We start from the raw sequence: 24,111 nt of genomic DNA, 5'->3' as shown, positions 1-24,111 counted from the left end.
TGTGTATATTATGCAAAAGATAAAAAAAATAATACAAGAAGTATTAAAAGATCATTTTGAATATGAAATAGCGATAGAGGATATTCAAGTAGAAGAACCAAAAGTAGATGTACATGGTGATTATACTACTAATATAGCACTGAAGACATCTAAAATTTTAAAAAAACATCCTATGGATTTAGCTGAGCAGATTGTTAATCAAATAAATAAAAAATATGATATATTTGAAAGAATAGATATTGCAAACCCAGGATTTATAAATTTTTTCTTAAAATCTTATATTTTCTATGAGCTTTTAGACTTTAAGGAATATGAAAACTTAAACAAAATACATTTAAAGCAATTATGTAAAGAATATACTTTAAAAGAAGAATTGGATACTTATATAATACGATCTGCTCAATATGTGCACAGCAGGATTTATTCGATTATTAAAATCTTTGAAGAAGAAGGAGTTTCTATAAAAAATATACCTATTAATATATCTGATTATGAAATAAGTCCTTTTGAAAAGATGATGATAAGAAAAATATTAGCTTATCCTAAAGTTCTTAAAAGTGAGAATCCAAATGAAATTGTTCAATATATGATAAAGCTTTGTGAGCTTTTTTATAAATTTCAAGAAAAAATACTTTTTAGGAAACTTGACAAAAGAAAACTATATGTTACTCTAAAGATAATAAATGGTATAAGGATAGTTATAAAGGACATACTAGATATCTTTAATATACATGCACCAACAAAAATGTAGTAACAAAATGCAGCGAAAGCTGCTTTTGTTTTGAACCATGTGACGAAATTTCGGCATTTAGTGATGAAAATTTGGCATTTGGGAGGTGTGATAAAGTGGAAATGATTTTTTCTAGAAGAAATATGGAAAGGATTTTAGACTATATAGAAGAAGGGATACAGATAATTGATGAGAGAGGTCGAATAGTTTATTTTAATAAAGCAGCAGCAGAGCTAGAAGACATTGGAAGGGAAGAGGCTATAGGAAGATATATTTTGGATGTATATCCTTCTTTAGATCCAGAAACAAGCACCTTGTTAATAGCTATAGAAAAAGGAAAACCAACCTTTAATATGCAACAAACATTTTTGAATTATAAAGGAAAGAAAATTACAACAATAAATTCATCATTTCCTATAAAATCAAGACAAAAAATTATAGGAGCCATAGAAATATCAAAGAACATAACAGATGTAAAGGAATTATCAGAAAAAGTAGTAGCCCTTCAAGAAAAATTGATTAATAAGGAAAAAGGGAATAAAAGCAAAGGTAAGGGAGATTGTGCCAACTATACATTTATAGATATTATTGGCCAAAGTAAGGAAATCTGCAAAGTTAAGAATTTAGCTATGAAGGCTGCACAGACATCTTCTCCTGTATTGATTTATGGGGAAACTGGTACTGGAAAAGAATTATTTGTTCATGCAATTCATGCAGCGAGTAGTAGGAGAGATAAGCCGTTTATAGCCCAAAACTGTGGAGCGTTGCCTGCAAATTTGCTTGAAAGTATATTATTTGGAACTGTAAAGGGGAGTTTTACTGGAGCTGATAACCGTGCTGGCTTATTTGAGTTGGCAAATGGAGGGACTCTTTTTTTAGATGAAATTAACTCTATGCCTATCGAGCTTCAAGTAAAGCTATTAAGAGTACTTCAAGATGGTACAATTAGAAGAGTTGGAGATAGCAAAACAAGACAAGTAGATGTGAGAATAGTTGCTGCTAGCAATGAGGACCCATTAGTTGCTGTGGAAAATAAGATGTTACGACGGGATCTTTACTATCGTTTAAATGTAGTAGCATTAAAGCTTCCTCAACTAAAGGAAAGAAAAGGAGATATTCTCTTACTTACAAAATATTTCATTGATAAATTTAACAATAGATTAGAAAAAGCTGTAAAAGGTGTATCTGATGAAGTATTAGAAATTTTTCAAAACTATGATTGGCCTGGGAATGTACGGGAGTTAGAGCATGTTATTGAAGGGGCAATGAATTTAATGGATGGAGATGTTATTACATTAGATTGTTTGCCAATGAATTTTGAAAGGTTTAATAAAAAGAGTATAAAAAAGGAAATAGACATACAAAATGTTCCATTAAAGACTGCGTTAAAAAACCTTGAAATAGACATGATTAAAAATGCCCTTGAGCAAGGAGATGGGAATATAAGCCATGCAGCAGACAGTTTACAAATACCAAGACAAACACTTCAATACAAAATAAAAAAATATAAAATAAAGGTATAAGGAGAGTAACTGCCGAAAATTGGGCACAAAAAAGAAGTTTTTTTATAAGAAATGGAAAACCTTTTCCTGTAGTGAGAAACATAAAAATCTCTAAACACTAGTTAAATAGAGGTTTTTATGTTTTTTTATTTAGATAAAAATTAATTTGGCACAGTATTTGCTTTAATATATAAGCGATATGAAAAAATATCGATTAATAAAAATACGATTATAAAAGTATAAAATATAAAGGGGGAAATTAATATGAAAAAAGGATGTCCTTTCGGAACACACAGAGTAATTGAGCCAAAAGGAGCTCTTCCACAACCAGCAAAAAAAATTGATAACACAATGGAAATCTATGATAATGAGATTTTAATTGATGTACAAACATTAAATGTGGACTCTGCAAGTTTTACACAAATTAAAAACCAAGCAGAGGGAGATGTAGAAAAAATTAAAGAAATAATGTTAGGAATTGTTGCTGAGAGAGGTAAGCATCAAAACCCTGTAACAGGTTCTGGTGGTATGCTAATCGGAACTGTTGAAAAAATAGGACCAGCACTTGAAGGAAAAACAGATCTTAAAGTTGGAGATAAAATTGCTACATTAGTATCTCTTTCATTAACTCCTCTTAGAATTGATGAAATATTAGAAGTAAGAAAAGATATTGATCAAGTGGATATTAAAGGAAAAGCAATTTTATTCGAATCAGGAATATATGCAGTACTTCCAGATGATATTCCAGAGAACCTTGCATTATCAGCACTTGATGTTGCAGGAGCACCAGCACAAACTGCAAAATTAGTTAAACCAGGAGACACAGTATTAGTAATCGGTGGAGCTGGTAAATCAGGAATGCTATGCTGCTATGAAGCTAAGAGAAGAGCAGGGGTTACTGGTAAAGTAATCTGCTTAGGACATAGTGAAAGATCTTTAGAGATTGCAAAAAGAGCAAATGTTGCAGATGTTTATATTGCTGCAGATGCTACAAAGCCAGTTGAAGTAATGGAAAAAGTTAAAGAAATAACAAATGGAAAAATGGCAGATGTAACAATCAACAACGTAAATGTTCCTGATACTGAAATGACTAGTATTTTAGCGACTAAAAATGATGGAGTAATTTACTTCTTTAGTATGGCAACAAGCTTTACAAAAGCAGCACTTGGAGCTGAAGGTGTTGGTTCTGACGTAACAATGATTGTTGGAAATGGTTATACAAAGGGTCATGCAGAAGTAACTCTTCAAATCATGAGAGAAAGCAAAGAATTAAGAGAAATATACGAAGAATTATATGCTTAATAAAATAGCTGTATTTGAGAGGGGCAGCTGGGAAATTATATAAAATACATAAAAAATAAGGAGGTTTTTGCTTAATGAGAAACTACAAAGAAATAGAATTATGGAAAAACGTAACAGATGAGCAGTGGAATGACTGGCACTGGCAAGTAAGAAATAGAATAACTACTGTAGAAGATTTAAAGAAAGTAATTAATATTACACAAGAGGAAGAAGAAGGAATAAGAAAATCGTTAGAAACGTTAAGAATGGGAATTACACCATACTATGCATCATTAATGGATGTTGATGATCCAAACTGTCCAGTAAGAAAGCAAGCAGTACCAACACTTTATGAAACATATAAGAGTGATGCAGATATGGAAGACCCACTTCATGAAGATGAAGATTCTCCAGTACCAGGACTTACACACAGATATCCAGATAGAGTGCTTCTTTTAATTACAGATATGTGTTCAATGTATTGCCGTCACTGTACAAGAAGAAGATTTGCAGGTCAAAAAGATGATGCAATGCCAATGGAAAGAATTGATAAGGCAATTGAATACATAAAAAATACTCCACAGGTAAGAGACGTGTTATTATCTGGTGGAGATGCACTTCTTGTAAGTGATGAAACATTAGAATATATCATCAAGAAATTAAGAGAAATTCCACATGTTGATATTGTAAGAATAGGATCAAGAACTCCTGTTGTATTACCACAAAGAATTACACCAGAGCTTGTAAATATGCTTAAAAAATATCATCCAATTTGGTTAAATACACACTTTAACCATGGAAAAGAAATGACACCAGAAGCAGAGAAAGCATTAAAACTTTTAGCAGATGCAGGGATTCCTCTAGGAAATCAATCTGTATTATTAAGAGGAGTAAATGACTGCGTACATGTAATGAGAGAGTTAGTACACAAGCTTGTTAAAAATAGAGTAAGACCATATTACATATATCAATGTGACCTTTCAATGGGTATTGAACACTTCAGAACAACAGTTTCTAAAGGAATCGAAATAATTGAAGGATTAAGAGGACATACTTCAGGATATGCAGTACCAACATTTGTTGTTGACGCTCCTGGCGGAGGTGGAAAAACTCCAGTAATGCCTCAATACGTGGTTTCTCAATCTCCAAAAAGAGTAGTACTTAGAAACTTTGAAGGAGTTATTACAACTTATACGGAGCCTGCTCCATATAAAGATGAGTGCAACTGTCCAGTATGTAAAGCTGAAAGAGAACACAAAATTACTGGTGTAGGAGGATTATTACAAGGAAATCAAGTAGCACTTGAGCCAACAGATCTTGATAGAAAGAAAAGAGGACATCACGAGTAAAAATGAGTTTATTGTAAAGTGTTAGATGTTAGGGGGTATAACCCTAACAGATAACCTTTTTCAAGGGGGAAAACTTAATGCAGCTAATGGATTTAATACAAAATAAATACAAAATCATTTCAGTTGTTGGAATGGCAAAGAATGCTGGTAAAACGGTAACATTGAACCAATTGATTGATGAAGCAATGGAAAGAAATATTCGCATTGGTATTACTTCTACAGGGAGAGATGGAGAAAATCAGGATCTGGTCACCAATACAGAAAAACCAATGATTTATGTAGAGGAAGGCACTTTGATTGCAACTACAGAGGGAACTTTCAAATATACAGAAGCAAGATTAGAAATTTTGGAAGTAACTAATATCAATACATCTATGGGAAGGATTGTTATTGTGCAGGCCAAAACCTCTGGATATGTGCAGATCGCAGGCCCTAATACAAATCGTGACATGAAACTTGTATCAGATAAACTTTTAGCATATGGAGCAAGTTTAGTCATTGTAGATGGTGCCTTAGACCGTATGTCTTCTGCTTCTCCATCTGTAACAGAGGCTACAATACTAGCCACTGGAGCAGTATTGAGCAGAGATATGAATAAGGTTATAGAAAGTACTATGCACCAAGTACAATTGTTTTCCTTGCCACAAATTCAAGATGATCAGATTAGAGATTTAGCTGATGCTATTATGAAAGAGGATGGCTACGCTATTATTGACGAACAAAATGAAGTAGTACCACTGAATATTAAAACAGCCTTAAATAGTGGAGATATTATAGGAAGAGCTATAAAAGATAATGCAAAATACGTAGTTATTGGAGGATCTTTGGTAAGTAATACATTAAAAAAGATAATCCAGACAACACGCAAATACAAAAGTGTTACCTTTATTGTGAAAGATGCCACAAAAATATTTATTTCATCAAGAGATTGGATGTTTTTCAAAAAAGCCGGCATTCATATTCAAGTAATAGATAAAATTGATCCATTAGCTGTAACAGTTAACCCTTATGCACCTCAAGGATATTATTATCAACCAGAAGAGTTTTTAACAAAAATGAGAGAATTTTTAAATCCAATTCCTGTTTTCGATGTTGTGTTAGGCGGTGAGTAAATATGTTTATCTCAGAAAGAGTATTTCAAAATCTAGAACTTGATTATATTTTTAACAGAATTACTGTATATACTCCTTATGGCGAACAATGCAAAAAAGAGATGAAACCCTTCTTAAGAGAAGAGAAAGAATTTCTTTTAGAAGAATATAATCGAATTGAAAAGGTAGTAAGTTTACTTGAAAAGCACAGATATACTTTTGTGGAAATGCGTAGTATTTTTAAACATATTAAAGATTTAAGAGGTTCTTTTAAGAGAATCGAAGAAGATGAAGTGTTAAGTACAGTAGAATTATTTGAAATTAAAAGCTTTTTGTTCTTCCTTTTAAAATTAGACGATCTTTTAAAGAAGTTAAAATGGAATGTGCCTAAAAATTTAAAAATTATGCCTATGCCTAGCCTAATGGATCTATTAGATCCTGAAAAAAGTGGCGTCAATACATTCTACATTTATGACGCTTACTCTAAAAAATTACAAACAATAAGAAAAAAAATAAAAGATATTGAAAGCCAAATTCATCGTTCTAAAAAGGAAGCAAGAGAAGCTTTGCAAAAAGAATTGAATATAAAAATAAGACCAAATGGTGAAGTTTTAGTAAACAAAAGTAATCGTGAAATGGTTGAAGCTTTAGAAAAATGTAAAGGACTTATCTATAGTTCAGAAACTTACATGAATATTACTTTTAAAGTAAAACTTGATGAAAGTTTAGATGAAAAGTTTAAAGAGTTAGATGAACTAAAGCTTCAAGAAGAAGAAGAGGAATTTATTGTACGTACGCAATTAACACAAGAGCTTAAAAAGAAGCTTGACGATTTTTATAGGAATATAAAAGCTATTGGTGCACTAGACTTACTCATAGCCAAAGGATATCTAGCAGTAGGTATGAAAGGGGTAAAACCTCAAGTTTCAGATGTTGAAAAACTTCACATTGTAGAAGGTAGACATATAAAAGTAGCTGACACACTTCGAAAGCAGGGAAAGGAATTTACACCTATTACAGTAAATTTAAAAAAAGGTGTAACCTGTATTACAGGTGCAAATATGGGAGGAAAGACAATTTCTCTTAAACTAATTGGAATATTAAGTGCTATGGCTCAATATGGACTTTTTGTTCCTGCAAAAGCAATGACTTTTTCATTAAAGGATTATATATTTTTCTCATTAGGAGATTTGCAGTCAACAGATATGGGGCTTAGTACATTCGGAGCAGAAATATTAGAGATTAAAAAAATTATTGAGAGAGTAAATGAAAGAGGTCTTATATTAATAGATGAATTAGCAAGAGGAACAAATCCTGCGGAGGGATATGCTATATCAAAAGCAATTATAAATTTCCTTAAGAATAAAAATACTATAACAGTTGTTACATCTCATTTTGATGGACTAACAGATGATGAAGAAGTTTATCACTTACAGGTAAAGGGTCTTGAAGGAATTGATTATGAAACTTTAAAACAAGAAATAGAAAGCCAATGTGAATTTGGTATAGAAATTGTACACAAATACATGGATTATCGTTTGATTGAAGTGAAAAACAAAAATAAAGTTCCAAGAGATGCAATAAATATTGCTCGTCTTATGGGTCTTCAGGAAGTATTGCTAAAAGAGGCGGAAAGCCATTTAGAAAAATGTTAACCGTTAGCCGTTAGTGTTTAAGCCTAAAGCTAACTGCTAAGGGCTAACTGCTAACTAATAAAAAGGGGGAGAAATTATGCAGAGCAAGTTAAATCTAGACCAAGGTCTTATTGATAAGGCAAGAAGTTCTGCGAGAAAAATTGCAGAAGATACACAAAGATTTATTGATAAACATACGACAGTAGCAGTAGAAAGAACTGTTGCTAGACTTTTAGAAATAGATGGAGTGGATGAAATTGATACACCGCTTCCAAATGTTGTAGTAGATAATATAAAAGAAGGTGGCGGCTTAGGATTAGGAGCTGCTTACTGGATTGGAAATGCAATGATTCATACAGGAAAGACACCTCAAGAAATTGCTGAAATGGTTGCAAGAGGAGAAATTGATTTAACAAAAGTTCCATTAGCAGATGAAGAAAAAATAAAAGAAAAAATAAAAGTTCTTGCAGAAAAAATGGTTGAAAGAATCAAGAAAAACAGAGAAAAAAGAGATGAATTTTTAAATACGTTAGGAGAAGGATCAAGACCTTATTTATACGTAATTGTTGCAACTGGTAATATTTATGAAGATGTACTTCAGGCGCAAGCTGCTGCAAGACAAGGAGCAGATATTATTGCTGTAATTAGAACTACTGGACAAAGCTTACTTGACTATGTACCATATGGTCCAACTACAGAAGGTTTCGGTGGAACTTATGCTACACAAGAAAACTTCAAAATAATGAGAAAAGCATTAGATGAAGTAGGTCAGGAAATAGGAAAAATACATTAGATTATGTAACTATTGTTCAGGATTATGTATGCCAGAGATTGCAGCGATGGGTGCTATGGAAAGACTAGATGTAATGTTAAATGATGCTTTATACGGAATTCTTTTTAGAGATATTAATATCCAAAGGACACTTATAGACCAATACTTCTCAAGAATTATAAATGGATACGCAGGCGTTATTATAAACACTGGAGAAGATAACTACCTAACAACTGCCGATGCAGTAGAAGAAGCACATACAGTACTTGCTTCTCAGTTCATTAATGAACAATTTGCATTATTTGCAGGTCTTCCAGAAGAACAAATGGGACTTGGTCATGCATTCGAAATGAATCCAGATATAAAAAATGGATTTTTATATGAGCTTGCACAAGCACAAATGGCAAGAGAAATATTCCCAAATGCACCATTAAAATATATGCCACCTACAAAATTTATGACAGGAAACATCTACAAAGGACATATTCAAGATGCACTATTCAACATGGTAGCTATTATGACAAACCAAAGTATACAGCTTCTAGGAATGTTAACAGAAGCAATTCATACACCATTACTTCAAGATAGAGCTTTATCTATTGAAAATGCTAAATATATATTTAATAATGCAAGAGAGATTTCTAGTGAAATCCAGTTTAAAGAAGATGGAATAATCCAAAAAAGAGCACAAAAAGTATTAAAAGAGGCTGCAGATATGCTAGAAGAAATTGAAAAAGAAGGAATCTTTGAAACAATTGCTCAAGGTAAGTTTGCAGGTGTAAAAAGAGCAATGGATGGTGGAAAAGGGCTTGAAGGTGTTACACAAAAAGATGAAAAATACTTCAATCCATTTATTGAATTGATGTTAGGAGGTGCAAGATAATGGCAACAAACCAATTAGATTTAACAAAAGTTAAACCATATGGAGATACAATGAATGATGGAATGGTACAACTATGCTTTACACTTCCAGTACCATGTGGAGAAGAAGCAAAAGAAGCTGCCAGACGTCTTGCTTCAAAGATGGGATTAGAAGAGCCATCTGTTGTTCATGCAGAAGACCTAGGCGTAGGATATACAATGTTTGTTATGTATGGAAAATGCACACATACAGTAGACTATACATCAATCGAAGTACCAAAAGTTGATGTAGAAGTAATGGACAAATATGAAGTAGAAGCATTCATAAAAGAAAACATTAAAAGAGATGTTGTTATTGTTGGTGCTTGTACAGGAACAGATGCTCATACAGTAGGAATTGACGCTATAATGAACATGAAAGGATATGCGGGACACTACGGACTTGAGCGTTACAAAGGTGTTGAAGCATACAACTTAGGAAGTCAAGTGCCAAATGAGGAATTTATTGCAAAGGCAATTGAATTAAATGCAGATGTATTATTAGTATCTCAAGTTGTTACACAAAAGGATATACATATTCAAAACCTTACAAACCTAGTAGAATTACTTGAAGCAGAAGGAATAAGAGATAAGGTAGTTCTAATATGTGGAGGTCCTAGAATCAGCCATGAGCTTGCAAAAGAATTAGGATATGATGCAGGCTTTGGTACAGGAACTTTTGCTGAGGATGTAGCATCTTTTGCAGTAAATGAAATTGTAAATAGAGGATTAATTGATAGAGGTCCATTAGGAAAATAAATACAAATTGCTTTCATCTCCCACAATTATAAATAAATAAAAAAATACTCAAGAGTAATCTTTTGGGTATTTTTTTATTTAAGAATAAGGATACTTTTGACGAAATAAATATAGATAAACAATTATCTTTTTATATTTCTTTTTTTAATATTGATATTGTTTATCTTTAGTATAAAATTAAATAAGGATGTGAGAAGATGAAAAAAAGTATTTCTTTTTTCTGTGGAATTATGGTCATATTTATGCTAATGCTACAATCTATTAGCTATGGATTAGGAAATAGCTATACTGGAGTACAAAACTATGAAGCATTATATAAAAATTGTTCTTTTAGTGACATAAAAAATCACTGGGCTAAAAAATCTATTTATAAGATGAGTGCATTGTCTGTAATAAGAGGAATGGGCGATAGTAAATTCTATCCAGACAAAAAATTGACAAAAGAAGAAGCAATTATTTTGCTAATTCGCCTTATGGGGTTAGAGGATGAAGCCCAGATGGTTGGAGAGAAACTTATGAGGGAGTTAGATACAGGAAAATATACAATTTTTTCGCCATATGATTATTGGATTGATGGCTATATAAAGGTAGCAAAGAGCAAGAACATTATTACAAGAGAAGAATTATCTAAAATATTAAATTTATCAGAAGGACAAAAAGAAAGAATTGAACAAGCTGTTGCAGAAAAAATGGATGTTTATATGAAAGATCCATATCTTACAGAAGAACAAACTCAAAACATAGAAATTGCATTAAGAAAAAAAATAGAAAGAAGTTATACATGGGGACAAGCTGCAACTCGAGAACAAATAGCCATATGGGTTGGAAGAATGCTAGAAATAAAACCAATACATGGAGAATACCTGCAAGAGATTTACACACTTAGGGATTGGAAAAATATAAAACCGTCATACATTGCTATGGTTGAAGCAATAATGAAGAAAGGAATAATAAAAGGAGACAATAAGGGATATTTTAAACCTAAAGCTTATATAACATTAGCTGAAATGGCAGCAATACTAGACAAGGCATCCGAGCAGATGTTAATAAAAAGAGGTTTTAAAATAATAATGGGAAGCGTTGAAAATATAGATACTTTTGTTACGTCAGAGCAGGATATTGTCTCAACAAAATTTATAGGGGTTCAAAACAGAGTGTTTACTATTAATAATGAAGATCATAGTTATACACAACTTGTATCCAAAGAATCTGATATAGATACTTTTGATAGGGGTTTTTTGGTATATAAAAATGGGTATATAGGCTTACCGAAGGATATAAGGATAAATGACTATATCAAATATTTTATAAATGAGCAAGGTGAAGTTTTATTCGTAGAAGTTGAGTATTAAAAAATTGCTAGGAAATCCTAGCAATTTTTTAGTTTTCATACTCATAGTTTGTGTTAAGGTCTTGATCATCTTCATCATAAGTATATCTTGCAATTTGACTGTCATCCTTATCATAAACGTATACTTTTACATCTTTGTCATCGAATGTATTATGTACTTTTTTACAAATATCTTCTATGAAATCTCTAAAATCAGATTTATCTCGATCTTTCCAGTAGCTAGAGGTACGATCAAAATCACCATACATTTTTACATCTATTTCATTGCTGTACTTTGTTAATTTGTAATCATTAAAGCCTAAAGTTCTATGGTTGTTACGATGTGTATCATAGTCATCTTCTAATTTTTTCTCTAAATAATCAAGGTCGTTATTAGAGCTTCCATAAATATATTCTTCTGTAAGTCGATCCTTGCTTTCGTCATAAGCATATCTTGCAACTTTATCTTTATCTTTATCATAAATTGTTATTTCAATATCCTTATTAAACTCCTTATCAATTTCTTTGCAAATATCTTCTATAAAATCTTCAAAATCAGATTCATCTCGATATCTCCAGTAGCTAGAGGTGCGATCAAAATCACCATACATTTTTACATCTATTTCATCACTGTATTTTGTTAATTTGTAGTTATCAAAGCCTAAAGTTCTATGGTTGTTACGATGTGTATCATAGTCATCTTCTAATAAATCTTCTAAATCATTAAGCTTTTTATTATCACTTTTGTTTGATGAATTCTTATTATCTCGTAAAATACCTAACTCAAGTTCTTTTTGACTCAATTGAAATTTTAAATTAGCAATCTCTAAATTTTTTTGATCCAATGATTGCTGAAGCATATTTATTGTAAATAGATTATTTCCATTTGAGGATAAATTCATGATCTTATTTTCATCATCCCATTGAATACCTAATCCCATATTATTTGCTATATCATTTAAAGAAACATATACTTGCCCATTATAAATAAAGGGTTGTCTGTAAAAGCCTAAAGGTTTGCCATCTAGATTGATCTTAATGTCGTAAAACCAAGCAAGAATTTTTTCGCTATAGCCTGTACTAGTTCCTGTAATTGTCCCAAAAATAAAAGTGAGTACAAGAGCTAATATAAATCTTTTCTTCATTTTGCCCCTCCATATGTAATCTATAGTTTTCTTAATTGTATCACAAATTTACTTATTTTCTCAACAATTGTATGATTTTCCTCAATATATGTTATAGATATTTAATCGAATTGAAACAAAAGATACAAGAAATATTTGGTAGAATTATAATAAGGGAAAAAAATAAAGAAAGGTAGAAATTTGACCGATATTATTAGTAGTAGAATGCTAGAAAGGGGGAAATGTGCCTAAAGGTGCATAAAATAATATGAAAATATATAAGACATTTTATTTATTGATGGCAATATTAATTTTTATGGGTATGAAATCTTTTTATTCAATAGCTGAGGAACCTGATGCTATAGAAGAGAATGAATTAACAGTGACAGATTATGTTTATGATATGTATCCAGTTTCAATAGATAAAACACCTTGGTATGATGAAAAGTCTTTAAAGCATGACATTGATGATACAGTTACAAAAGATAAATATTTTATAAAGGTTAGATTTTATGATGTAGATGGAAAGTTAGCTTTAAATGATTTAGATGCTTTAAAAAATTGTATCATTAGACCTATAAGTGGATTAGGAAATCTAGTAGATACAGAATTTATTAATGAGCTTTTAAATATGCCTGATAAAGAAGAAAAAGTAAATAAATATATATTTGTAAAGAAAGATAGTAAGGCAATATTATACATTCCTGTTAAACAATTAAGTTCACAAACCACATATCAAGTGATAATTCAACCAGATGTAGTATCTTTAGATACAGAAAAAGGGAATGAATTAATTGAATGGACGTTTGTTACAAGTTCAATGCCTTTTATAAAAAAAATATCTGTAAGAAGTATTCCACAAGACTACGACGAAGATGAACCTATATATATCCAAGGGGATTTTTTTCGGAATGATATTAATAAAGTAAAGGTTTATTTTAATGATATTAAAGCAAGGGATTTAAAGTTTGTAAATGAACATGAACTAGAAGTTTATCTTCCTGATGGAAGGGATAGGTTAAAGCCGGGGATTTATAATATTATTTTAGAAAATGATGCAAATCATAAACGAATTACATATGAAGCATTAGGGGTTGTTTCATCAGGAGAATATATTCCTAATGAGGAGTACAGAATCAAAGAAGAAGGAAGCTTTGGAGAAGTTCATAGAAACCTAAAAGTTAGTGAAGATACTTTACTTATATCACCAAGTGATATAAATGAGAAAGAGTTAGAATTTGATTTAGATGAATTAATGGGAAAAGATGTATACCTTCGAAAGATTCAGTATGAAGGAGATAAAAGATATAAGATAGGAATGTTAAAGACAAAATCAAAATGGGCAGATATTACTCTTTATGGTTTAACTTTAAGTCCTGATGCTGAAGATGATAAAATAGAAATCTCTCTTGGAAGAACAGAACCTTCTATTACAAAAGAGCTAAAGCGTAAACTAAGAGGAGAAGCATTAAAATCCGATTTTATACAGGTATCAGGAGAAAACTTCAAGATGAACAATGTAAGGTTAAGCATTCCTTTAAAATATAGTAATGGTAAAAATATAAAGGTTTTACGATATGATGAAGATACTAGAAATTTCTATGAAACTAATTTTACTGTGAATTTAATAGATAGAAGGATTGAAATGCTTAGCCCGTGTAAAGGTATATTTGTAGTAGTACAAGACTAGAAAGGTGGTATAAGGTCACAATGGCAAAAAAATTACTCGAAAAATGCACCATATTTTTTGTGGTGTTTGCTATGGTATTTGGGATGATGCCGTGGAATGATATAACTGCATTGGCTGCTTATGATCCAGATAAATATTATATAGATCATATGGCAATTACCAAAATTTATGATGATGGCGGTTATATAGTGAAGCAGACAAAACTTACAATAAAAGGAAGATACCTGCAAGGAATAGAAGTTAGTACATTTACATCAACAGGAACAGTTGTACTTAAAAATCCAATCGTTAATTTTGACACAGTTCAAGAATTTGTAGTTGATGGAGATATTGTAGGAAACAGTATCAATGTAGGGAATATAAGCATACCTATTGAGCAAGATGAACTGCCAACCCTTTTGGGGATTGACAAAAGAAGTGTAAAGATTGGATATGATGATATAAATATTACAGGTTCAAATTTAGGAAAGATTTATACAAATCCTCAAGAATATAGTGCTTATTATCAAAATACTTTAGGGGCAGGAGGAGACAATGTCCTTTCTTCAGAATATTTTAATGGGACTGTTTCAGGATCAGTATATTCAGTAAATATCCCAAAAGAAGAAATAAAAGGGGTTGCAGGACCACAAAACATTGTTTTGAAAAAAGAGAAAAAGATCTATGTTGATTTTCATAATAATAATGATCTTGTCATAAAAGATGGAGAGCATATAGGAGAAAATGAGGTAACTGTTACTATTCAAAATACATATCTTGAACAATTTACACTTGTAGATACTATAAAGACAGAAAATTTAGTTATGAATCCAAACAGAGGAAGGCCTGGGGATGAAGTTATTTTTATGGCGACAAGTGGTTTGGATGACTATGATGTTTTTTTTCTAGAGAAATTGACGGATAAGTATACTGATGAGAACAAAGGAAAAAATACATCCTTTGATCCTGATATTGATGGCAGACAAGTATTGACAACCCATGTTCCAGAGGGATTAAAACAAGGAGATTATTTTGTAGTATTGACGAATAAAATACCTTCAGGGGAAGATCCTGAAAAATCAATCAATAAACAGCTTGTTATTGGACAAGCCCCAAATTATGAAAAATTTACAATAATTGATGCAGAGCAAAAAATAAAGATATATGCGATTGAACCAAATCAAGGACCAGATTCAGGATCAAAAGTAGAGCTTTCAGGGGTATTTTTTGGAAGCCTTAATACACCTAAATTTATATTAGATGATCCAAATAATCCTATCAAATCTGTAAAGATGTTAGAAAATGTAGATGGTAGTACCAATGAAATGACTATGGAGATTGAATATTCTAGTGGGACTTATGATGGTATTCCTGTAGAATCAGCAAAAAGAAGGTTAAAAGTAATCATAGGTAGTGTTGCTAAATTTGCTAAAAAGCCTGATGGCAGTGACTATGAATATACTTTTACAAATTCACTAGATAGAATTAGTGTATTAACTCAGAGCGTTACAGATGCAGAAACAGACCCTATAAAGGATGTTGTAGTTGAGACAGAGACAACATTTAAATTAGAGGGGTTTCCAAATAATATTGTGATAAAAGACAGGGCAGAGCTAAAGGATGGTTATACCTTTATTCCTAGTAAAATAAGGCCTAAAATTGAAGGGGTTATACCTGAAAAAATACAAGTTATAAAAATTTCTGATGCACCTGTTAGTTACAAAATTTCTGAAGATTACGATAGACTGATTGCTATTTATGGAAAGGATTTTTTTATTCACAGATATATAGATGATTCTGGAAATGAAGTAGTTAGATATCCTATTATTGAGTTTGGAAATGGTATAAGGTTGAATAAAAATAATAATGGAGAAGACTCAAATCAAAATCTGTATCTGAAAGTATTCAACATCCAAGGAAATGAAATAGATGGAAGTGAAGGAAATGAAATAGGTACAAAAATTTTGGTAAAGATTCCAAAAGATATAACAATGGATACAATAGGGAAAACAACGTTAAAAGTTATTAACCCTGTTCGTAATTCTGATAATGAAGGACTTTACGATAATAAACAAGATGCAGTAGAGTTTGTAGTACCTGCTGAAAATAAAAAACCTGTTATTGAAAGTGTAAATCCAAATGTGGTAACCGTAGAGGGCGGAGAAGAAGTAACTATTATTGGTTCTAACTTTCAAGATGGCGTTAAAGTTATTATTGATGGGAAAGAAGTACAAGGAATAAAACCTCAAGGAGATGGAAAGAAAATTATTTTCACAGCACCTCCTGGAAGAGAAGGAGAAACACATCTTCAGGTTATGAATCTTGAGGGAGGAATTGCTATATTTCCATTTCGCTATGTAAAAACCTATACAGATCCAAAACTAACAGATTTTTCACCAAAAGAAGGAAAAACAGAAACGTTAGTTGTTGTAGAGGGAGATAACTTTTTAAAGCCTGATCCGACTGCTACAACAGAGGATATTTACAAGCTTATAGGTACAAGGATTTTATTAGAAGGGGAAGATATAAACGATTATAATATTCATGATGTAACAAAGCAGATAATCCTTAAAGAATATAAAGGGCCTAATAAAACAAGCTATGATGAAATTGGAAAAATATTAAGAGTTGCGGATAATAAATTAAAGCTTGAAGATTACTATCATAGTGTGATACTAGAAGATACGAAAAATCCTAAAAAGTTTTATACAATAGACAAAAATATGCAGAATGAAATAATTTTATCAAATGGTATGGATAAAAAATATACAATTAGTCAATCAGGAAATGATATAAAAGCTTATAAATATGGTGGTGGAGTTTATACTGTAAATGTAGTGGAATACGAAAAATACGATGTATTGAGGCTTACAAATGATTCAGATACAAATGATGTGTTAGAGTTAAAATTATTAACTCCATTTAAGGTAGATGAAAATAATATAATTATCGGAGATAGGGTAAAAGTTGTAGATATGCATAAGCTTTACTTTACTGTACCAATACTGCCAGGAGATGGATATTACGATGTAACAGTAGAAAATCCGGATACAAAAAAGGACAGCAAAGTAGATACACAAGGATTTTACTATTATACTCAACCATCTAGTAAGCCAAATATTTTATCTATTGAACCAGATATAGGTTCTGTAGATGGTGGATATAAGATTACTATAAAAGGTGAAAGAATAGATGGAAGAGAGTGTTTTGTTGATAATGGCATAAAGAAAACAAAGGTTACTATAAATGGGAAATTAGTTCCAAATGAAGATATAACAGTAAGTGTGGATGGGACTTCATTAGAAGTGGTTGTACCAAAACTAGATATAGATTTAAAGGAAGAATATAAAACAGATAGATTGACTGTCCCAGTGGTTATTGTCAACCCTGATGGAGGAAGTGCAAGTAAGGAAGATGGGTTTACTTATATTGTTCCTATATCTCACCCAGAAATTAATAAGATAAGTCCAACAAAAGGAAAGGCTGCTGGAGGAAATTATGTAGAAATTGAAGGAGATAAATTTAATTTTTATGAGCCTTATAATGATGTAAATAGAAATGGTAATTGGGATATAGGAGAAAACTATGAGGATTTAAATGATTACAGCGTAAATTTAGGTGGAAAAGATGATGAAAAAAAAGGAGGACCAGATGATTTTACTGGAAAGAATGTAGATGAATTAAAAGAAGCTTATAAGGATCAATATGATAAAATTGTTCGTCCTGTTTTACCAAAAGTTTATTTTGATGGAAAACAAGCAGAGATTGTAGAATTTGGAAATGGTTATATTAAGGTTATTGCACCTAAAGGAGTAGCGGGACCTGTTGATGTGTATGTGATCAATAATGATTCAGGAATTTCCAATAAAGTAACTTATACATATGAAGCATCAAATCCTGTCATTAGCACAATATCTCCTGATGGAGGTAAAAAGCAAGGACGAGATCGTGTTGAAATCCATGGAGAAGATTTCTATCCTAGTGATATTAATGTTTATTACAAAGATGGAGATAATTACAAAACAAAAACAGAAAGCCAAGTTCTTGTAAGATTTGGAGAAATCACCAATAAATATATGCCGAGGGAGGCTGAGAATGCAGGTAGGATTGATGTTGGTAGGACAACAATAAGATTAGATGGGGGACTTACAGTAGATTATAATGGTATAGAGAATACCTTAAAGCTAAGTATATTAGAAAATAAAGAAAATTATACGGTAACTCTTCCTTATAATGACGAGATAGTTTATGTTCCTGTAAGTTTACTGACTTTTACAGATGACAAAGGAGAAGCTCATTCTTATGTAAATGCAAATAGAGGGGATGAATGGATAAGATTTGAAGTTTCTGATAGAAGGCTATTTGTAGAAAGAGGATATTCTCCTAAAGTAGAGTATATTACTACAAAACACATTGTAGTGCATACACCTTCATATTATACAGTAGGTATTGTGCCACTTACAGTAATAAATTCTGATGGAGGGGAAGCAACTAAAAACTTTGAATACAAAAATCCTGACAGTAAACCAATTATTACCAATATAACAAAGGATGGAAAAGATCCAGTGCTTGAAAAAATAGAAGAAAAAGAAATAAAAATATTACGAATGACCTACAAGGGGGGTAATACTGTATCTATTATAGGATCAGATTTTAGAGAAAATGCTACGATTCAAATTGGAAATATACTTATAATACAACCAAATCAAATTACCTATCAGCTTCCAAATAAATTAACCTTTGAAATGCCAAGCGTAGCAGAAGAAAATGTAGGCGCACTATTTCGCGTGGTTGTAAGCAACGAAGACTATGGGAATGTGGCATCTGATGAATTAAGTCCTCCTATTTATATTCAATTTACAAAAGGAGAAACATCTCCTTCTATTGAAGAAATGATACCAGATAAAGGACCTAGCTCTGGAGGGACTTCTGTTACTATAAAAGGAAAAGACTTTAGAGAAGGACTTTCTCTATTCATTGGAGATGTAGAAGTACCAAAAGAAAATGTTAAAGTAATTGATTATAAGACAATAAAGATTATTACCCCACCTCATGAACCAGGAAAATTTGAGGTAAAGGTAGAAAACCCTGATGGAGAGCTTTCAACTTCAATGAAAGAATTCACATATTTGAGTGCACCTACTATTGTTTCTGTAGTGGATCCAAATGATCCAGCACAAACAAGCTTAATTACAAGTATTTCTGTAGAAGGCGGAGAGGAAATAAAAATAAAAGGTTCTGGATTTGTAGAAGGAACAAGAGTTGTATTTGCTCCTGTCATAGAAAAATCTAATGGAGAAGATTCAGAAATCATATATATAAAAGGAGAAGGATATAAGCTACTAGAAGGAAAAGATGGAACTGAAGTAAGGTTTATTGACGAAGGAACAATAGTAGTAAAAACTCCTGCAGGAAAACTAGACAAAGTAGGGATTATTGTTATTAATCCTGATGGTGGAGCAAGCAAAATTTATGAAGATATAAGGTATGGACTTCCTGAGCTTTCTGTTCCTACAGATGTTTCTGCACAATTGGTATATGATAGATATATCAAGATAACTTGGAACAAAGTAGAAGGTGCAAAGGAATATGAAATATATGTGGTGATTGATGACAATGAAAGATATGTTATTGGAAATACTGAGTTAACTTCTTTTATATATGAAGATTTAGAGCCTAACACGGAATATAGATTTGTTGTAACAGCTGTTGGCGATTTTGGAGGATCTAAGTATTCAGAAGAAAGTAATGAAGTAGAAACAGGCAGAAAAGTTGGACCAGAGGATGAGGATGGAGAATTAGGAGAAAATACTAAAACTGAAAAAATAGGAAATCAGGTAAAGATAATAATTGGAGAAGATGACTACCAAAAAATGCGAAAAATTGATTTAACAAGAGGGGATTTAGCAGGGGCGAAAGAGGTAACTATTAGTATTCCTTCTAGTGTAGTTTCAAGTATAGATGCTAAGGATATCACTATTATTGGACAAGATTTTGTTGTAAAGTTTAATCCAAATACTTTCTATTCATCAAAGGTAAAAGAGAATAAAAGAAAAAGAGATTCAGGTGTACGTTTTTATGTAGGACCTGAAATGAAAAATACAAATGTAGAAGGAAAAAAAGGGGAAGTAGTCTTATCTAATGAGTATATGCTCAAAGCTTGGCTTTATGTAGAAGAAGATAGTACAGAAATCATTGATTTGCCATCTTATATGCAGATTACTTTAGATGTAGATAGAGAAAAAGCAAAGCTAAGAAGAGTAAAATATATGAATCTAAGTTATTATGACGGAGAGCAAAAAAGTTGGATTCCTATAGCAAAAGGAAATAGTAGCAGCTATTCTGTTATGGGACTGACTAACAAACTAGGGAAATTTGCAGTGGTTGGAAGCAGGAGGTAGGCTAATGAAAAAAATCTGGATACTTTTATTTATATGTGTATTGCTAGCTTCAACGGTTTCTTATGGGGATATAAATGGTCCTTATCGGGAGGGTTTTATAGAAGGATATGTAAAAAATAGATTAGAAAATCAAATCATGATTGAAGAATATGATGGAACTGTTCATCTTTTGGACTTAGATAGAAAAGTATCTTTTCAAATTGATGGTATTCCTGCAGCATTAGAGGATTTCAGAGTAGGCATGGAGGTATATGGAGAGCTTCGAGGTAGGAGGCTTACTTATCTTGAAAGCTATTCAACACAGAATTTAGGATATATTCCTCCAGGTGGTAAGGTACGAAGTGGTATTGTAAAAAAAATCGATAGAGACCAAATTTCAATAATCACTCTTACAGGAAAAGAGGAAACCTATTTTACTTCTCCTGCTACCATTGTTTTAAAGAAAGGGGTAACCTCTCCCCTTTCTACTCTCTATGAGGGAGATCATGTGAGATTGTATTTTGATGAAATAGATACAGAATATATCAGCAGGATGAATATAGAAGGAGATTCTATTTTAGTTAAGGATCTTTATCGTGGAAAACTTGCTGTTGCAGATGAAGTAGAAGATGTAATTATCCTTGAAGATGTTGAAGTATTTCGTAATGGGAATTGGACTAAAGTAATTGAAACTATGAGGATTCCTTATAATAAAGATGTACCACTTTATATAGGAGCTAGAAAAATAGCTTATAGAAATTTAAAGTACTATAAAGGAAAAACCGTTTATATGGCTATAAAAGATTTTTTTGGTTCAGAGAAAGTGGCAAGAATGGTTATAAGAAATAAATATGAAACTATTTATGCAGATAAGATAGAAAATATAAATAGGTATTCAAATATGTTTGAACTTTCAAATCACAAAAATATTGATATGCATGATGGAACAATAGTTATAAAAAATGGAAGATTGGTAGACAAATCATGTATAAATCAGAATTCAGATGCTTTTGTTGTTGCAGATGGAAGAGGAGATAATATTGTAGCAGATGTAGTAAAAATTACTAGTGAAGATTTGAACAACTCAAATATAGGGCAAAATTATATATATGCAGGAAGACTTAGCAGAATTTTTAAAGATAAGGTTTATTTGAAGGATTTTTATATTCTAAACAAGCATGATTGGGAATCCTTTAGAACTAAAAGAGAAAGGGATGAAAAGGAACTATTCTATGATAATGATACAGTAATCTTTGATTTAGAAAATAAAAAATACATTTCACCTAAAGAATTCTTTTCTGGTAATTATGCAGTGGATGAAGAATCTGATTATGTAAGAGACCATAATTTAGAGGATTGGTATGGATATATCTATACAGATGGAGATCGGATTATGAGCATAATGGTTCAAGAAAATTTAGATTCATTGCGAAAACAAAGAATTACAAATGGAATCATAGAAAAAGCTACAGACGATGAATTGGTTGGATGGACTATTTACCTAAGAGATGCTAATGATTGGAGTCATCGACATGAAGAATGGATGGCAAAAAATACAACAGTTCGTGTAAATCTAGAGAAAGCAATGATTATAAAAAATGGAAAAATCATAAATCCATATGAACTACAGCCTGGAAACAGACTCTATATGGTAAGGGATGATTTTACTGGAAAAGTGGTCATTGTGAAATAAAAGAAAGGGGGAAACTTTCTTGAAAAAGTTTATAGTAAATTTGCTTATTATCAGCTTACTACTTATTCCCACTAGTGCTTGGGCTACACCTCCTGGATTTTCTGGTGGAGTAAACAATGAGTATGAATATGAAGAAGTGGTTTTCTTAACAGGAGAACCAATAAAGTTTCATGGGACAATGACCGTATCAGAAAGGGAAAAAGAGAATGAAAAGACAACTTCTTATACCTTTAAATTAACACCAGAGGATAGGTCAATAGATGCAAAGTTAGATAGAAAGATTACATTTGTAACTACATATACAAAACGAAATGACAAAGGGCAAACCATAGGACAAACAGTAATAGATAAATATAGAGAAACTTTAAAAATAGGAAAAGATAAATATGAATTAGAAGATTATCAGCTTTCTCAGTCTGATCTTATTGATAATCGTCCTGCTTCTGATTTTTACTCAGGTAATTTAAAAGCAAGAAAATATTACAAAATCAATAAAGACGAAGGAGAAGTAATCGTAGATATTACAGGTGGAGATGTTGGATATGAAAACTTTTGGGGTAGTACCGAAACACTGCTGCTAGATTATAGGATTACTTCTAGTATAGAAAAGGATGATGAATCTTCAAAGTCTTGGAATGGAACGGTAAAGGTAAGAGTTTCAGACAGTAAGACAAAGACATTAAGGTATTCTGACAATAAAGCAAATTTTTCTAGCTTTTATGGAGGTCATGTAAGGGTTACAAATCGTGAAATGGTAACGAGCTATGACTATAACCTACCAAAAATTGAGGATAATGAAATCAATGACAGGAGAAGAAAGATAGGAAGTATACAGTTTATGAAACAGATGGTTCCAAAGGTTGAAAGGCTTATTATTCCAAAATTTAAGGATATAGGGGGCCATTGGGCAGAGGAGTATATTAAAAAATTATATTCTTTAGATGTATTTGATGAAAATTCAACATTTTTTTCACCAGATATTCCTTTTACGAGAGTAGAATTTATAAAAGGAGTTATGAAAGCATGTAATATGAGAACTTCATTAGAAGAAGAAAAGAAAACAAGCCGAAGAAGAAGAAATAAACCAAAAGAAGTATCTCCTTTTAAGGATGTAAAGGTTGAGGATAAGAATTACAAATATATAAAAGATGCAATAGAAAAAAGAATTATATCAGGGGTTTCTGAAGATTTATTTGCTCCAAATAAACCTCTAACAAAGGCTCAAGCAGTTACTATATTAATAAAAGCTTTAGGCTTTGATTACAAAGCACCAGCTCCAGGCTTTTACACTACATTTACAGATGACAGAGAGATTCCTAACTGGGCAAAGGATAGTATCTATATAGCAAGAGAAATCAATTTAATACAGCCAGATGACTATAATCGAATCAATCCAAACAAACTTATTACAAGAGCAGAAGCATCAGAGCTTTTGGTAAGGTTTTTAGAGTTTTTACAAAAGGATTTACAAAGGGATTATAGGGAAGATATTATAAATTTTAATTAAGTAATTAAAGAAATATAAAGATAGTTCATTTTAGATAACTTGTATTGTTAATAAGTTGCATACTATAGTATAACAAAATTAGGAAGAAAGAGATATAGGTAGGTGTAGAGTATGGAAGGTAACATAAAGTCTATAAAGAGAGAGCTTGCGATGGTAGAAATTGTTACTGCAAATAATATGGCAAATATTGCAGAATTCAAGATTGCCAAGTGAAATATTATAAAAATACATCCTTAATATAAGATTTATTAAGGATGTATTTTTGTTAGGATAAAAAAATCTTAAATGTTATTGACTCAGATAATGGAATAAGATATAATATTCAAGTTATTATATGATAAAAGAAAAAACGAGCACCCTACAATGGGTGCCCTGCCATAAAAATGACAC

At 31.5% G+C, this 24,111-nt stretch carries 13 protein-coding genes and 1 pseudogene; 13 read left to right on the top strand and 1 reads right to left on the bottom strand.

Annotated elements, in window-relative coordinates:
* Positions 1–10: 10 nt before the first annotated feature.
* The 9 genes and pseudogenes from FQB35_RS13865 (at position 11) to FQB35_RS13825 (ending at position 11,370) form a co-directional block, all read left to right on the top strand.
* Positions 11–751 (top strand): DALR anticodon-binding domain-containing protein, encoded by a 741-nt coding sequence (locus FQB35_RS13865; RefSeq protein ID WP_148810441.1) that lies wholly within the window; start codon positions 11–13, stop codon positions 749–751.
* A gap of 101 nt (positions 752–852) precedes the next feature.
* Positions 853–2,253, top strand: a complete 1,401-nt coding sequence (locus FQB35_RS13860; protein ID WP_148810866.1) for a sigma-54 interaction domain-containing protein — start codon at positions 853–855, stop codon at positions 2,251–2,253.
* Positions 2,254–2,496: 243 nt separating this feature from the next.
* Complete coding sequence (kdd, locus tag FQB35_RS13855) at positions 2,497–3,534, top strand: L-erythro-3,5-diaminohexanoate dehydrogenase (protein ID WP_148810440.1); 1,038 nt, start codon at positions 2,497–2,499, stop codon at positions 3,532–3,534.
* Between the two features lie 74 nt (positions 3,535–3,608).
* A complete protein-coding gene (gene kamA, locus FQB35_RS13850) occupies positions 3,609–4,862 on the top strand; it encodes a lysine 2,3-aminomutase (RefSeq protein WP_148810439.1) in 1,254 nt (417 codons plus the stop codon).
* Between the two features lie 77 nt (positions 4,863–4,939).
* Positions 4,940–5,974, top strand: coding sequence for a lysine 5,6-aminomutase reactivase subunit KamB (gene kamB / locus FQB35_RS13845; protein WP_148810438.1), 1,035 nt, complete (start codon positions 4,940–4,942; stop codon positions 5,972–5,974).
* 2 nt (positions 5,975–5,976) lie between these two features.
* A complete protein-coding gene (gene kamC / locus FQB35_RS13840) occupies positions 5,977–7,608 on the top strand; it encodes a lysine 5,6-aminomutase reactivase ATPase KamC (RefSeq protein WP_148810437.1) in 1,632 nt (543 codons plus the stop codon).
* Between the two features lie 76 nt (positions 7,609–7,684).
* Positions 7,685–9,242, top strand: a pseudogene (gene kamD, locus FQB35_RS13835) (lysine 5,6-aminomutase subunit alpha).
* Positions 9,242–10,018, top strand: a complete 777-nt coding sequence (kamE, locus tag FQB35_RS13830; RefSeq protein ID WP_148810436.1) for a lysine 5,6-aminomutase subunit beta — start codon at positions 9,242–9,244, stop codon at positions 10,016–10,018. Before kamD ends, kamE begins: the two are co-directional and overlap by 1 nt.
* Before the next feature lie 197 nt (positions 10,019–10,215).
* The gene (locus tag FQB35_RS13825) at positions 10,216–11,370 is read left to right on the top strand and encodes an S-layer homology domain-containing protein (RefSeq protein ID WP_148810435.1); all 1,155 of its coding nucleotides are present in this window, start codon (positions 10,216–10,218) and stop codon (positions 11,368–11,370) included.
* 28 nt (positions 11,371–11,398) lie between these two features.
* Here FQB35_RS13825 and FQB35_RS13820 read toward each other — a convergent pair whose 3' ends face one another.
* Entirely contained in the window at positions 11,399–12,493 is a 1,095-nt protein-coding gene (locus FQB35_RS13820) for a stalk domain-containing protein (RefSeq protein ID WP_148810434.1), read from the bottom strand.
* Positions 12,494–12,740: 247 nt separating this feature from the next.
* Between FQB35_RS13820 and FQB35_RS13815 the strand changes: the two genes are divergently transcribed.
* The 4 genes from FQB35_RS13815 to FQB35_RS13800 are packed head-to-tail and all read left to right on the top strand — an operon-like array spanning position 12,741 to position 23,721.
* Positions 12,741–14,162 carry an IPT/TIG domain-containing protein gene (locus tag FQB35_RS13815; protein WP_148810433.1) on the top strand — a complete coding sequence of 474 codons (1,422 nt, stop codon included), beginning with the start codon at positions 12,741–12,743 and terminating at the stop codon, positions 14,160–14,162.
* Between the two features lie 20 nt (positions 14,163–14,182).
* On the top strand, positions 14,183–20,542 hold the full coding sequence (locus tag FQB35_RS13810) for an IPT/TIG domain-containing protein (RefSeq protein WP_148810432.1): 6,360 nt from the start codon (positions 14,183–14,185) through the stop codon (positions 20,540–20,542).
* Between the two features lie 4 nt (positions 20,543–20,546).
* Positions 20,547–22,214 (top strand): hypothetical protein, encoded by a 1,668-nt coding sequence (locus tag FQB35_RS13805; protein WP_148810431.1) that lies wholly within the window; start codon positions 20,547–20,549, stop codon positions 22,212–22,214.
* A 19-nt stretch (positions 22,215–22,233) separates the two neighbouring features.
* Positions 22,234–23,721, top strand: coding sequence for an S-layer homology domain-containing protein (locus FQB35_RS13800; protein WP_148810430.1), 1,488 nt, complete (start codon positions 22,234–22,236; stop codon positions 23,719–23,721).
* The last annotated feature ends 390 nt before the right edge of the window (positions 23,722–24,111 follow it).

Source organism: Crassaminicella thermophila (assembly GCF_008152325.1).
In the GTDB taxonomy this organism is placed as follows: Bacteria; Bacillota; Clostridia; order Peptostreptococcales; family Thermotaleaceae; genus Crassaminicella_A; species Crassaminicella_A thermophila.
This window is presented reverse-complemented; position numbering and strand designations above follow the sequence as displayed.

Excerpts from the sequence above, each read along its gene's own strand:
- kdd (WP_148810440.1), top strand. The coding sequence starts at position 2,497 with ATGAAAAAAGGATGTCCTTTCGGAACACACAGAGTAATTGAGCCAAAA.
- FQB35_RS13865 (WP_148810441.1), top strand. The coding sequence starts at position 11 with ATGCAAAAGATAAAAAAAATAATACAAGAAGTATTAAAAGATCATTTT.
- FQB35_RS13810 (WP_148810432.1), top strand. The coding sequence starts at position 14,183 with ATGGCAAAAAAATTACTCGAAAAATGCACCATATTTTTTGTGGTGTTT.
- FQB35_RS13860 (WP_148810866.1), top strand. The coding sequence starts at position 853 with ATGATTTTTTCTAGAAGAAATATGGAAAGGATTTTAGACTATATAGAA.
- FQB35_RS13820 (WP_148810434.1), bottom strand. The coding sequence starts at position 12,493 with ATGAAGAAAAGATTTATATTAGCTCTTGTACTCACTTTTATTTTTGGG.
- kamB (WP_148810438.1), top strand. The coding sequence starts at position 4,940 with ATGCAGCTAATGGATTTAATACAAAATAAATACAAAATCATTTCAGTT.
- FQB35_RS13815 (WP_148810433.1), top strand. The coding sequence starts at position 12,741 with ATGAAAATATATAAGACATTTTATTTATTGATGGCAATATTAATTTTT.
- kamE (WP_148810436.1), top strand. The coding sequence starts at position 9,242 with ATGGCAACAAACCAATTAGATTTAACAAAAGTTAAACCATATGGAGAT.
- FQB35_RS13825 (WP_148810435.1), top strand. The coding sequence starts at position 10,216 with ATGAAAAAAAGTATTTCTTTTTTCTGTGGAATTATGGTCATATTTATG.
- kamA (WP_148810439.1), top strand. The coding sequence starts at position 3,609 with ATGAGAAACTACAAAGAAATAGAATTATGGAAAAACGTAACAGATGAG.
- FQB35_RS13805 (WP_148810431.1), top strand. The coding sequence starts at position 20,547 with ATGAAAAAAATCTGGATACTTTTATTTATATGTGTATTGCTAGCTTCA.
- kamC (WP_148810437.1), top strand. The coding sequence starts at position 5,977 with ATGTTTATCTCAGAAAGAGTATTTCAAAATCTAGAACTTGATTATATT.